This window comes from Spirochaetota bacterium, from assembly GCA_038043445.1.
Taxonomy (GTDB): Bacteria; Spirochaetota; Brachyspiria; order Brachyspirales; family JACRPF01; genus JBBTBY01.
Genome location: JBBTBY010000109.1, coordinates 17,953 through 31,236, shown reverse-complemented (window position 1 = coordinate 31,236; position 13,284 = coordinate 17,953). Strand labels below are relative to the sequence as shown.

11 protein-coding genes are annotated in these 13,284 nt (G+C 55.9%); 3 read left to right on the top strand and 8 right to left on the bottom strand.

Features of this window, described 5'->3' with window-relative positions; genetic code table 11:
* Both AABZ39_15485 and AABZ39_15480 read left to right on the top strand, forming a co-directional pair.
* The coding region (locus AABZ39_15485; GenBank protein MEK6796181.1) for an integron integrase at window positions 1-777 on the top strand (777 nt) is incomplete at its 5' end.
* A gap of 23 nt (window positions 778-800) precedes the next feature.
* Window positions 801-1,208 (top strand): hypothetical protein, encoded by a 408-nt coding sequence (locus tag AABZ39_15480; GenBank protein ID MEK6796180.1) that lies wholly within the window; start codon window positions 801-803, stop codon window positions 1,206-1,208.
* Here the strand turns inward: AABZ39_15480 and AABZ39_15475 are convergent.
* On the bottom strand, window positions 1,181-3,040 hold the full coding sequence (locus AABZ39_15475) for an ABC transporter ATP-binding protein (protein ID MEK6796179.1): 1,860 nt from the start codon (window positions 3,038-3,040) through the stop codon (window positions 1,181-1,183). The genes AABZ39_15480 and AABZ39_15475 overlap by 28 nt on opposite strands.
* On the bottom strand, window positions 3,040-3,876 hold the full coding sequence (locus tag AABZ39_15470; GenBank protein MEK6796178.1) for an NAD(P)-dependent oxidoreductase: 837 nt from the start codon (window positions 3,874-3,876) through the stop codon (window positions 3,040-3,042). Before AABZ39_15470 ends, AABZ39_15475 begins: the two co-directional genes overlap by 1 nt.
* A 198-nt stretch (window positions 3,877-4,074) precedes the next feature.
* Between AABZ39_15470 and AABZ39_15465 the strand changes: the two genes are divergently transcribed.
* Window positions 4,075-4,611 (top strand): hypothetical protein, encoded by a 537-nt coding sequence (locus AABZ39_15465; GenBank protein MEK6796177.1) that lies wholly within the window; start codon window positions 4,075-4,077, stop codon window positions 4,609-4,611.
* A 40-nt stretch (window positions 4,612-4,651) separates the two neighbouring features.
* On the opposite strand, the gene AABZ39_15460 is transcribed toward AABZ39_15465, so the two are convergent.
* From AABZ39_15460 to AABZ39_15435, 6 genes are all read right to left on the bottom strand, one after another.
* Window positions 4,652-5,809 carry a M20 family metallopeptidase gene (locus AABZ39_15460; GenBank protein MEK6796176.1) on the bottom strand — a complete coding sequence of 386 codons (1,158 nt, stop codon included), beginning with the start codon at window positions 5,807-5,809 and terminating at the stop codon, window positions 4,652-4,654.
* A 154-nt stretch (window positions 5,810-5,963) separates the two neighbouring features.
* Window positions 5,964-7,187: a Gfo/Idh/MocA family oxidoreductase gene (locus AABZ39_15455; protein ID MEK6796175.1), complete on the bottom strand. Its 1,224-nt coding sequence runs from the start codon at window positions 7,185-7,187 to the stop codon at window positions 5,964-5,966.
* A gap of 11 nt (window positions 7,188-7,198) precedes the next feature.
* The gene (locus AABZ39_15450) at window positions 7,199-8,116 is read right to left on the bottom strand and encodes a hypothetical protein (protein MEK6796174.1); all 918 of its coding nucleotides are present in this window, start codon (window positions 8,114-8,116) and stop codon (window positions 7,199-7,201) included.
* Between the two features lie 2 nt (window positions 8,117-8,118).
* Window positions 8,119-9,327 carry an L-serine ammonia-lyase, iron-sulfur-dependent, subunit alpha gene (locus AABZ39_15445; GenBank protein ID MEK6796173.1) on the bottom strand — a complete coding sequence of 403 codons (1,209 nt, stop codon included), beginning with the start codon at window positions 9,325-9,327 and terminating at the stop codon, window positions 8,119-8,121.
* A gap of 32 nt (window positions 9,328-9,359) precedes the next feature.
* Window positions 9,360-12,671, bottom strand: a complete 3,312-nt coding sequence (locus AABZ39_15440) for a heparinase II/III family protein (GenBank protein ID MEK6796172.1) — start codon at window positions 12,669-12,671, stop codon at window positions 9,360-9,362.
* A gap of 1 nt (window position 12,672) precedes the next feature.
* Window positions 12,673-13,281 (bottom strand): TetR family transcriptional regulator, encoded by a 609-nt coding sequence (locus AABZ39_15435; GenBank protein MEK6796171.1) that lies wholly within the window; start codon window positions 13,279-13,281, stop codon window positions 12,673-12,675.
* Window positions 13,282-13,284: the final 3 nt, after the last annotated feature.

Below are 13,284 nucleotides of genomic sequence, written 5' to 3'. Positions count from 1 at the left end.
GGGGGGGTGAGCGCATCGACGCAGAATCAGGCGTTCAATGCATTGCTGTTCCTGTTCAAGAACGTGCTCAGGCGGGAGATCATAGGGATGGCCACCCTGCCCCGTGCGAAGAGGGGGTTTCGTATACCGGTGGTATTAACGAAAGCCGAGGTACGGGCGCTTCTCGAGCGTCTGCAGGGTGATTTCAAGATAATGGGACAATTGATGTATGGGAGCGGTCTTCGTGTATCGGAGTGTACCTCACTCAGGGTCAAGGATATCGATTATGAGCATAAGAGCGTTACGGTACGCGGCGGCAAGGGGAACAAGGACAGGGTCAGCATGCTCCCGGAGTCGATAATGCCGGCGCTGAAGGAGCTTCTGGAGCGGCGGCGGGCGGTGCATGAGGAGGAGAAGTCGCATGGGCTCGGCGGGGTATTTACGCCGGACGGTCTTGACAGGAAATATCCGGAGATGCATCGTGAATGGCTTTGGCAATGGGTATTTCCGGGGGTTGAGTACACGACTGAGCGCAACACGGGCAGAGCGCTGCGATGGCATGTGCATGAGACATCGGTACAGAAGGAGATAAAGCGGGCGGCAGTATGCGCTGATATACAGAAACGGGTAAGCCCCCATGTGCTTCGGCACAGTTTCGCGACGCATCTTCTGATGGCGGGTTATAACATCAGGACGGTACAGGAGCTCCTCGGCCATTCAAACGTTACGACGACTATGATCTACACACATGTGCTTATAGGTCTTGAGCGGGGTATAAAAAGCCCGCTTGATGAATGAACAATAGAACAAGGGGGATAAGAATGATCGAACACAAGGTTATCGGTTATTATGCATATTTCAGCGGCATCAATGTATTATGCGACGCCGATGGTTGCATCATCGCCGGATCGGAAGAGCTGATGACCGAGTACATCGATTCTTCACGCTCAAAAGGGCGTGTAGTTACGATCAAAAAAACACGATACGGGGTGATCAAGAATGCAATGCTGCTTGGCGCAGCTTACGCTTTCGACATTGAAGCGTACACCCGGTTTAAGAGCGCTGCAGACAAGGATGGACTGCCATTGCTGGAACGACGGTACACTCATAATGAAAGTAAAGCCGAGCTGATACGTGTGATCTATGATAATATCATGCCGTGGGTGTCCGTCAGGGAATGCGCTTCATGCGGGCGTGAATTTCATGCCCCGGCAAGCTGTCCGAATTGACGCCGGTAGAAGGCTGCGTAATGACCTTTTTTTGCAAGGAGTTTTTTGTGCGGCCCCTGTTCAACGAGGCGGCCGCGGTTAAGGACGAGAATGGTGTTTACATGGGCGACGGTGGACAGGCGATGCGCGATGACGATGGTAGTGCGGCCTTTCATGAGGCGTTCAATGGCTTCCTGCACGTAGGATTCGGACACGGAATCGAGCGATGAGGTGGCTTCGTCGAGGACGAGAATGCGCGGGTCCTTGAGGAAAGCGCGGGCTATGGCGAGTCGCTGGCGCTGTCCGCCGGAGAGCATGACGCCGCGTTCGCCGATGATAGTCTCGATGCCCTCGCGCATTTCCCCGACAAATTCGTCTGCATTCGCCATTGCAAGCGCTGCACGGATCTCTTTTTCCTTCGCGCCGGGGCGCCCGTAGAGGATGTTCTCGCGTATGGTACCGGAGAAGAGTATCGCCTCCTGCATGACCACACCGATATTATCGCGAAGACTTTCGATATCGGCGGTACGGATATTCTGTCCGTCGATGAGGATGGCGCCGGAATCGGGGTCGTAGAACCGCGAAAGGAGGTCGACGGTCGTTGTTTTTCCCGCGCCGCTCGAGCCGACGAGCGCCGCCGACATACCGGGCTTAACCGTAAAGGAAAGATCGATAAGCGCCGCTTTGCCGCGTTCGGACGGATAGGAAAAGGTCACATCGCGGAATTCGATGCGCCCGGCGACCGATCGAAATATTTTCGCTTCGGGGGCATTTTTAACGCGGGAGCGCTCATCGAAGAATTCGAAGACGCGGTCGAGGCCTCCGAGACCCACGGCCACCTGCTCGGCGAAATTGATGAACACCTGGAAGGGGTTGATGACATGGTCACGCATCATCCAGAGGAAGGTAAGGTCGGCGATGGAAAGTTTGCCATTGATGACGAGATACGCCCCCATGCCGAGAATGGCAGTATTGCCCACGAGCGGTATCGACTGGCTGAAAATGCCGCTGAAGGACGAGACGCGCGCGAGGCGAATGCTTAAGCTCCGATGATTATCGATGAGCTCGGTGAATCGCTCAAGCTCCATATCCTCGTTGGTGAACGACTGCATCACTTTTATCCCGCCGAAACGCTCGTTGGACACGCCGCTGATGACGCCCATTTTTTCCTGGACGGCGCGGCTGCGGGCGCGAAGCTTTGGGAGGAAGAGCCCCATGTTGACGAGAAAGAGCACGCCGACGGCTATGACGAGCAGTGTCATGGGAACGTTCACGCGGGCCATGAAATTTATCGAGAATATGAAGACGATGGATTGGAAGAGGAGTATCGTGAGCGTCATGCCGAAGACCTGCACGCCCTGATTGATATCGTTGGTAAGCCGCGAGGTGATCTCGCCGCTCCTCGTGCGGTCAAAGAAAAAGAGGTCGAGGCACTGGAGATGATTGTAGAGCGCGCGGCGTATGGCGAAGGCGACGTTGGAGATAAGTATCGCGGGATAGAACGAGCGAAGATAACCGACACCGAAGAACGCAAGCACGGTAGCGCCCATGATACCCACGAGCACAGGGAGATCGGCGGCATTGAGCGATGCGGTATCCATCATGAGCGTATCGCGGAGTATCTGCGGGATGGGATGCGCTCTACCGCGAGCGCCACCGCCGACCCAGGCTTCTATCACTTTCAATATGCTTCGGGTGACGAGGAGAAGGTAGAGATCGGAGGCTATCTTGAGGCCGACGAAGAGGAATGTCATGGCGAAGCGTTTTTTCTCAGCGGCAAAGTACGGGAATAGCCGCCTGATTATCTGCCATACGCTCAATCGCGGCGTATAGTCATCGTGCCGCGGGCCCATTATGCGGACGGCGTCCAGCCGGTATCGCGCGTTATCGCGCTGATATCGACCAGATGCTTCAACTCCGAGGCGGGAACACGCAGGGGTACGCCGGCAAAGAACGTCGATATCATATCGGGTATGCTCATGTTAAGGGAATGTTCCCCTGCGACGGGGAAATAACATCGATAGCCGGTGAGCTTCGCGCGGAGAATCGCCTCGATGAGAGACGCGGCATCGGCCATGCGGAGGAAGGTGAACGCCTCGTCGGTATTCTCACGCGGCCATGGTTCGGTGCGTTTTTCATCGCGCATATGATGCTCCCACTCCGGGCGTATGAGCCAGGGGAAGCGAAGGGCGACGGCGTTCATTCCCCATTGGCGGACCATATACTGGAGCATATTCTCGCCGGCCTGCTTCGAGAGGCCATAGGGATTGCCGGGTCGCGCGGGTATATCGCCGTTGAGCGGGAGATACGGCTGACCGCTCGGGATATCATCCTTGTGATGTCTGTCGCCCGCCATGGCCTGAATGCTGCTGCTGAACACTATCGTCTTTACGCCCATCTGACGGGCCGCTTCGAATACATTGAAATCCATGCTTACGTTCTCGTTATGGATGCGCTGGCCGTCGCGCCCCTGAAAGCTCGGATGATTCGCCAGATGCACGAGCGCTTCTGCGCCTTTCAGCACGCGATAGCAGGAGGCGCGGTCAAGAAGATCGGCGACATCGATCGGCACGGGGAGATCGCTCCGGTAGGAGATATCGGTGGCGGTGATATCGTATCCTTTTTCAGAAAGATGGCGGCACACCACCGAACCGAGATTCCCGGCGGCGCCGGTAAGGGTTATCTTCATGTGTTATTCCGTGCGGTGAATACTTGTGCTCATTGCGGGCGACAGTATAGCAGATACCGGTGCTTCGTCAATGACATTATCGATTGCTTGTCCCGCATCGAAAAACCCGCATAGCATATTGGAACCTGCGCTTGACAAACCGACTTGAATACATAAAATGTTCAACAGATGACTCGACACAAGAATCCGGAGGTCCCTATGAACACTATTCTCAAAGGTATCGCGGCATCACTGATAGCCGTATGTACTGTGTTCTCCCAGGCACCCGTTGCCGATGATTTTGAAACGCTCGACAAGAAAGTGTGGAGCTGGAAAGACAACGTGAAATTATCCCCGACCGCCAGCGGCGATCCCGAACGAAAGACCGTGCTGAAGATCGAAAGTGATTTCTCGAAATTCACCTACGCCTGGTTCGGCAGGGCATTCGTCGCAGGCGACGTAAGCCCGGAAAAGGCAAGCGGCGTGAAATTCTTCATCAAGTCCGAGGGCGAACAGTTTTTTACCGCCACGCTGCACTATATGGACGGCAGTACGCAGATAAAATACGACGCATCGATCACGCTCACCGCATCCTGGTCGGAAGCGGTCATACCGTTCACCTCATTCAAAAAAGCGGAAAAATCGATGACCGATGACGAGTTGAAACGGGTTACGGGCATCATGCTCGTTGCCGGGAAAAAGAACGCGGACAAAGCAACGCTCTATTTCGATGATTTCTCTCTCGTGCAGAAATAGCGGATACGGCTGAAGTATATCGGCCGCAGCGCAAACAGCATCAGCTGACAAGCAGCCGCGAGAACATCCGTATGCCGTGCTCTATCGCCTCGTCATTGAAATCGAACGCCGGCGTGTGGAGCTTGGGTGATCGATCACCGAGTCCGAGCAGGAAAAGCGCTCCGTCATTCCGCGTAAGGTAGAACGCAAAGTCCTCGGAGGCCATGAGCGGCTTTTTCGCTTCGATGAATCGTTCTCCGGCAAGAGCGGCAGCCTCTTTCACCGCGGCAAACCCGGCATCGGTGTTCACCACCGGCTCATGATAGCGGCTCTCGTAGACGAAATGGACGTTCACCCCATGACGCTTTCCGGACGCGGCGGCTATCGATGCTATACTCTGCCTAAGCGCATTGCCCACGCGCGGAGTGAAAAAGCGCGTCGTCCCGCTTATCACCGCACGCTCGGGTATGATATTCGAATTGACGCCGGCATTGATCGAGCACACCGAGATGACGGCACCGTACGCGCGCTTCACGTTCACATGAAGATCATCGAGCTTATCGACTATCTCGGAGGCGACGGGAATGGGATTGCGACCCTCCTCCGGCATGGCGCCGTGCGTACCCTTGCCGCGCACGACGATATAGAACGTGCCGTTGGCGGCGAAGAACACGCCGTTCTTGCAGACGACGGAACCGACGGGATAGCCGTGCCATCCGTGGAGCGCATACGCTTCGCTTACGCCGCGAAGCGCGCCTTTTTTGACGAGGAGCGAGCCGCAGCACTCGAGCTCTTCGCCGGGCTGAAAGACGAAGCGGACGTTCGCACGCAGATGCTTCGACAGCCGCGACAGCACGAGCGCGGTACCGGCGAGTATCGCCGTATGTCCGTCGTGACCGCAGGCATGCATGAAGCCCTTGTTGCGTGAAGCATATTTTACACCGGTCTCTTCGACCATGGGGAGCGCGTCCATATCGGCGCGCAGGCACACGGTCTTTTTCGCGCCGCGTACGGCAAGGTCGGCGACAATGTCGGTACCGATGAGCGGCTTGCGGAGGGATATCGATGTGCGCGCGATCATCTTGATCACCGCGGCACGCGTGCGGTGCTCATCGAACGCTATTTCCGGGCAGGCGTGTATCGCATGGCGGAGTTCCCGCACGCGCGGCAGCACACGTGCTATTTCGCGGTCAAGTACATCAGCGAGTTTCTTGTCCATTATCATTCCTGGCGTTTCGTTGTAGCTGCAGTATATACAAAGCGGCTGAAACTGGAAGTGCCCCTCGAGAAAAAGGAACACGGGGTCAAGACCCCGTGCTTTAATATATATGTAGAAGGACAGAGAGCACGGGGGAATGCCCCTTGCTACATCATCACACTGCTATTGTCTTACTCCGCTTAGCCCAAGGCAGTCCCGATGCAAAGAAACCCTTGTCCGAATCGAATGCATTCTTCATCGTTATCTCGATATCCTTGATGACCGCGTTATATCGGGCCGCTTCATCCGTTTTCATCCCCTCGGGGCGTTTGAGCACTTCGGAAACGAACGTGTGCTCAGTGCTTATCGTGTGTACGCCGTCAGAGGAGATGAATCCCTTCTCAATGGCTATCGTCTGCTGCATGGCGCTTTCTATGGTACAGGCGGGCGGGCGGGCGTTACGTATCGCCTCGATGGCATCGATGAATACGCGCGTCTGTATCGGCACGGGGCCATTATCGATGGTCTCGATCACATTTTCACCGACGCCGCTCTTTTCGTACACCGTTGTTCTTGACGGCGTCCATTCGATGCGGCCTCGTTCATATCGGTATTCGGTGAAATTCTCGCCCTTCTCGCAGGCGTGAGAGGATATGAAATGGACAGGCACGTTCTCGGATGTCGATAGTTCCATCCATTGCGTATCGGCATATTCGATATCCTTCGCCCGATAATTCTCCATCGTGACCGCGGTGACACGGGCGCTTTTCCCCGGCGACGGTGACGCCGTGTAGAGCATGTTCATGAGATAGTGCGCAAATGCATTCTGCATCGGCGAATCATATATGGTCTTGCCGAGGAATGTCATCTTCCCCGCCCAGCCGTTCCTGGTATAGTACACGGCATCACGCGGTCCGAAGGCCAGTGTACGCGCTGAGAGAATGCGCCCGAGCTTGCCGTTCATCGTATATTCCTTCACGCGCTTGATCATCGGTGATGTGATGTACTGATATCCTATTGCAAGCATGTTGCCCGTACGTTCAGCCGCCGCTTTCATGCGCAATGCTTCGGCCGCCGAGCCGGCAACGGGCTTTTCGCAGAGCACGTGAAAACCGGCATTGAGCGCGGCGACGGAGTGTTCCTCATGAAAGGCTATGCCCGTCGGTATGGCGATGAGATCGAGTTTTCCGCGCTCGGAGGCGAACATCTCCTGATACTCGCGGTATATACGCACGCCCTTTGCGCGAAAACCGTCGGCGTATTCGGCATATTCCGCGTCCGGCTTTATCACCGCCGCAGCGAGCACACCCATACCGTTCTCGGTGAGATAGTCGATGGCAAGAAGATGCTGCTTCGCATGTCCCGAAACACCGATGATGCCGATACGAACCGTTTCCATACTGACCACTCCTATAATGTACGCGATCGGACAAAGAGCATAATCGCCGCGGTTATCACCGATGCGCCGACAAAACGATATGTGATGATACGCTTGGAACGCAGATCCTCGAGTGCCAGAAAACCCAGCCGGGTAACGAGAATGCCGATAAGCACGCTGAGTATGGCGCGCGTGGACTGGAGCATATTGCCGAACACAACGCCGATGGTGTTGAAACAGGCGAAGAGACAGACCATGGCTGCAAGCCAGGCGGCGGAATACGGCAAGGCGAGAACGTGCAGGCTTCTATCGCGTATCGCATTTCGCGGGCCCATGACGCCGGAGAGAAGGAATACAAGCCCGACGATACCACAGACGATATAGCAGAGGCAAACGGCGGCGGCCACAGGCACTATCGATATGCCGGAAAGCGACTTGATCAATATCGGTATACAGATATCGGAACCGGCATATCCTGCAGAAATAATGAGCGCCGATGCGAGGAGGAGCACATTCACTGAGCCTCGCGGCGGGGACATGATGATCCCTCCGGCGGTGCAGAGCAGTATTGACACCCAGCCGAGGGGATGAATGGCCGTGTGAAAGAAGATAAGCGACAGCATGCCGAGTATCGGTATCTTAAAACCGAGAAGCGGCGTAAGCTGCGATGATTCGATGCGATTGAGCGCGCGGAAAAGCACGAATTGACCCGTGAGATAGAACCCCGCAGTGCCGGCAAGCGGCAGTATGCTGTCGGCACCGGGAAGGGATCGCAGGAAGAACGGGAGCAGCATCGCGGAGATGATGCCCATATGGATGTGGCTCAGGCAGAACAGCGATCCCGGGCCTGTCCTTTTTTTCGAAAGGAATCGGCGGGAGAAGATATACGAAAGTGATTGAAGAACAGCCGTGCTCAACCCAAGAATAACGCCCGCCGCAACAATACCCATGATCACCGATCCTTTCGCGCTGAGCGATAGTGCTTCGCCAATCCGCCCCTCGCCGTTTCGCGGTACCCGCTCGCAAGGTCGCGGCCCGTCTCCGCCATCGTCGTGATGACCTCATCGAAAGAAACTTTATGCACACCGTCGGAGGAAAGCGCGTAGATAGCCGCTTCCAGCGCGCGCATGGCGGCCATTGCATTGCGTTCAATGCACGGTATCTGCACGAGACCGGCAACGGGATCGCAGGTAAGCCCGAGATGATGTTCCATCCCCATTTCTGCCGCGTACTCTATCTGCGCGCTCGATGCGCCGTAGAGATATGCCGCTGCACCTGCGGCCATTGCGCAAGCGGTGCCTACTTCGGCCTGGCAGCCTGCTTCGGCGCCGGATATCGTCGCATTGGTCTTCACCAGGTTCCCGATAAGCCCCGCGACAGCGAGCGCTTCTATCATTTTATTCTCAGGCATATCGTTCTTTTCATTTATATATGACAACACTGCGGGGAGAACTCCTGCAGCACCGCATGTCGGCGCGGTGACGATGATGCCGCCCGACGCATTCTCTTCGGCAACGGCGAGTGCAGCAGCGAACACGGTGTTTGCATCGAGGACAAAAGCCTGTGCGTTCTTCGCCTTCGCGAGATATGATGAAGCCTTGCGCGAAAGTTTAAGCGACCCGGGCAGCACGCCTGCCGCGATCGATCCGCGCGAAATTGCGTTTTTCATCGCCTGCCATACTTCGGCAAGATATGATGCAATATCAGGTTCGGTCTCAAGGACATAGGCGGCCATGGTCTTGCCGGTGCTCCGCGTCCATGCGAGCACTTTCTTCATCGACGTAAGGCGATAGGGGGGACGATGCCCATTTTCAGGAACACCCTCTTCCTCAATAGCACCTCCGCCGACGCTGTAGAATGCAGCGGACGCCGTCACCCGTTTTCCTTCCATCGCCTCAAGCGTTACCGCATTCGTATGCCGCTTCTTCACCACGGAGGGCTTCCATCGCATGATGACATTCGCCGGCGCAAGTGCCGATATCACCGCAGCATCGGTCAAATGCCCCTTGCCGGTGGCGGCGAGCGAACCGAAAAGCGTTACGCGGTATAATGCAGCGTCCGGAGTACGCGCGCGAAATAACTCAGCCGCCGCGCGCGGGCCCATCGTGTGACTGCTCGACGGACCGACACCGATGCGATAGAGCTCTTTGAGCGACGGCATACCGCACCGTTGCCTCTTCCCCGCACGCATCGCTATTTTTTCCCCGCTGCGTTGAAACCGACAGTAGCTATCCCAAGACAATAATTCCCTGACCGCGGGTTCTTCCCGATGACACGGATGCTGAACCGATGCGTCCCCTTGGCCAGATGCACCGAACCGAGCGCAATCTCCTTCATGACAGTGGACGGGTCATACCCATCGTACGGGGCGCCGATATCCGTTCCATCGACAGCGCACTGTACGATGCCGTATATCTCATGGGCAATGAACGAAGCGCTCACCGCATACTCGCCGTCCTTCTGCACATCGATATCGAATGCGATGAAATCGTTGTATTTCGGCTCCCGGGCGCGGAAGAACACAGCCGGTGTCCCCGCGACATCGATGATCTTGTATTCCTGGCCTGACGATGCAGAGGGCGATGTGCTCGCCGGGTCGATAGCGACTGCATCCGCCGAATCCCAGGTAAGTTCGCCGAACAGTACCGGCGCCGCAGCAGCCGATGCGCCTGCACCCGACACGGCATACCATGTTCTCGGCGCGAGCGATGCTGTTGTTGCATTTACCGGCGCGGTAAATGCAACAACAGCATTCTTTTCCCCGGCATTATAAACGAACATCCGATCGCCGCCGGTGATCGCAAGAATTGAAACGGGGGCTTGCGCATGGAGCGCAATATCCGTGCTTTGGAAATCCTTCACCGCGTAGAAACCATACCCGACGTTCGCAGACCTTTTCGGCACTCGTTTCACCACACATTGGGCATCGGTAGTGAACGGCATCGATACGGCCGACTTCTTCGAACGGGGGATGTATACCGATGCCGTCTCAAACGGCGTGACTATCTTCTTCAAGTATACATCCTCAGACTCGATCATATCCGTTGCCGTTACTTCCGGCGCCTTGCCGGTGAACGGATAGAGGAACGTTGAAAAGCGCATCGGGACATCGCCTTTCTTTGTGTACACCGCGGTCGGTATCGGGCGTTTGTTGTCGTAGGTCGGCAGCCAGCCGAGCGGCGGATCCTCCCTGCCCTTTACGATGGTAACAGCAAGCCCCTTCATGTCCATCGGGATCAATGCAAGATTGACAAGGGGATTTCCCGTCGTCATCACGGCCTTTTCCGGGCTGAGCTCTGCGTCGTTCGCGTTGAGATGGAAATATGCCTCGCAGGTATGGCTGCCCGTGCCTTCGAGGGTATCGACGACGAGCCAGTAGTACGGCCTCAGGAACACCACATGACGGCTGTGCGATACCGAATAATCCTTCTCGCCGTCATAATCGACGCGGTGGGCGCTCACGAGCGTGTCCTTCGGCCGCTGATACCCGTTCGTGTAGGAACCGGAAGCGTAATCGAAGAGCGGCGTCGTTATCCATGATGACGCAAGCGGTTCTTTCGTAACGCAAGCCGCGGGGACATCCGAGCGGTGCTGCGCCTTACCATCCACGATGATGGTGTTATGCCCGTATGTTGTCAGCGAAAATTTGCGCCATTTCGAATAATCGTACATATACACGCCGACCTCGGTCAGAAGCACCGAACCTCGTGCGCTGAGATAGAGATTGAGCATATCCTCATGGATATGCGTGAACCCCGCAGGGCCCACGTCGAAATAGAGGCAATTATCGTTCTTGTTCCACCCGTTCTTCATGACAACGTAGCCGGCGTACGGAAATCGATACGAATCCTCGACAGGGCGTTGCCCCTGCTTCCCTTCAGAGATGACGAATTTGTACCGCTCATCCCCCCACATATCGTACGCGTCCTTCATAAGCGGTATCACCGACCCGCGGCCGGAGTCGTTGAACGGCGGCGTCATCCCTCCGTGCGAAAGGTGAAGCGAGAAGTCATACATCGTCTTGAAACGCGAGAGAAATTCGCGCGGGAGCTCGATATCATTCTTCTTCGCAAGAGCTACCGCCTTCATTATCGCGTTCGCGCACATGCTGTGATATCCGATGGCAAGTTCATACTCGGCGCCATCGGCATAGACGGTCTTCTCAAGCACGTACATGAGACGTTTCACCGCGAACGCACGCCACTCTTTTGCCGCTTTCATCTCGGGGAACATTATCGACAGGATGAGCAGCGCCGGCGGCGGGAGATGGTCGTAATTGCTTTTGGGCTCGCCGCGGCAGACATCCATGATGCACTCCGCATGGTTCATGATGGAGCGTATGAACACCGCATGGGCGCGGGGAGTGAACGACGGGGAATGCAGGAAATAGGCATTGCAGTTGAGGAACACATCGTTGATGCGCATGCCGACATGGAGCGAACTCCATATCGATTTCATATAGTATATCGAATGTTTGTCCTTCGCATTGCGGTCATAATAGAGATCATTCACCCAGTCTTCCATCTGGGCCACCCACTCCGCCGCATATTTCTCATCGAAGGTCTGCCAATACGCCTGCCCAAGCGTGTTCCAGATACCGAGCGAATTGAAAAACTCGCTCCAGAGATATGCGCGGTTCTGGTCGGAAGCCGGGATGGGGTTCCATTCCCAATCGATATCGGTTGGGAGCTGATGCTCCTTCTCACCGGCGAGCGGGGGAACGATGTGCTTCTGTATCTTATCCGCTGCCGCATGTGTCTTCGCCTTCGGCGCGGACGGCTTGTCCTCGGGGTTGAGATACCATTTCATCTTGTTCGCATGCCGCCGATATTCAAGATACGCCGCATACGCCGCTTCATATTCCTTCTTCTGGACAGCATTTTTTACCGCTTCCATACCGGGGAAATCGAGGTTGAGGTTCGCAAAGAACCTTTCATCCTCATTCATAGCACCAGCAGCGGAAGCGGAAGCGCTCTCTACATCGGATACCGAGGCATCATCGACAAAGAACGAGCCTTTGTTCGCGGCTGCGGAATAGAACAGTATCCTGCACCCCGCCGCGTTCTCGGGGGCGATACCCGATACTGTTACCAGCGCCCATTCGTTCTTCGTGTTCGGGCTCCCGATCTTCACCGCTTTTTCGATGCGCTTCTTCTGCGCGTCAAAAAATTGAAGATACAGCGAAGCCGCACCATCGACGACATGGAAATATCCCGATGCATGATATGTCTTCCCCGGTGTTACCGGGAACATCGCGCTTTCAAGGCCGCAGGGCTGCTTTTCATCGTCATCAACGAGCTTTACCGCATACCCCCCGGCACGGACCATCTCCGTTGTAACGCCGACCGACACGGCTTTGCCGCCGCCCCACTGCGACCATGACAGCGGGATACCGCCGGCATGCTCCTCGAACGAGCCGTTCGGCACCGATACGCTCCCACCGGCAATGAGAAAAGCCCCGGCACAGAGTACTATCGATACGATACGCAGGATACGATGTGCCATGTCAGTCCCCTCCCGATCTCGACAGCAATGCGATACATTCACGTACGATACGCCCCGTAACATCCGTATCCGACAGGTTGAGCGACAGTGTGCGGCTCATCGTACGAAGATTGGAAAAATAGAAGAACGAGACGGCCGTCAGCGTAAAGATGTAGCTCTCGAAGGAGACATCGTTCTTGAAAACACCGCGTCTCCGCCCGGCGTCGTAGATAGCCGCAAGATGACCGAATATCTTCTTTCGCCGTGTCCCGAAATCCTTCGCGTATCCTCCTCCGCCGAGATTCTCCCAGACCAGGATGCGGGAGAATTCCGGGTGTGCGCGGTGAAAATCGAAATAGAGCGAGATTATCCGTTCTGTCATGCGTTCTGCATCGTTCTCGGTAAGCGCTGAAAGCGGCTCCTCCGCGGTCACCACCCTTCCGTATGTCTCGTCGACGACGGCGGTATAGAGGCCTTCCTTGCTCTCGAAATACGCGTAGATGCGCTCTTTATTGATCTTCGCCTTCTCGGCAATGACATTGATGCGCGCACCGTCAAAACCGCGCTCCGCGAATTCGGTTATCGCGATGGCAAGGATATTCGCTTTTGTCGCTTCCGCTTTTCTGCCCATGCG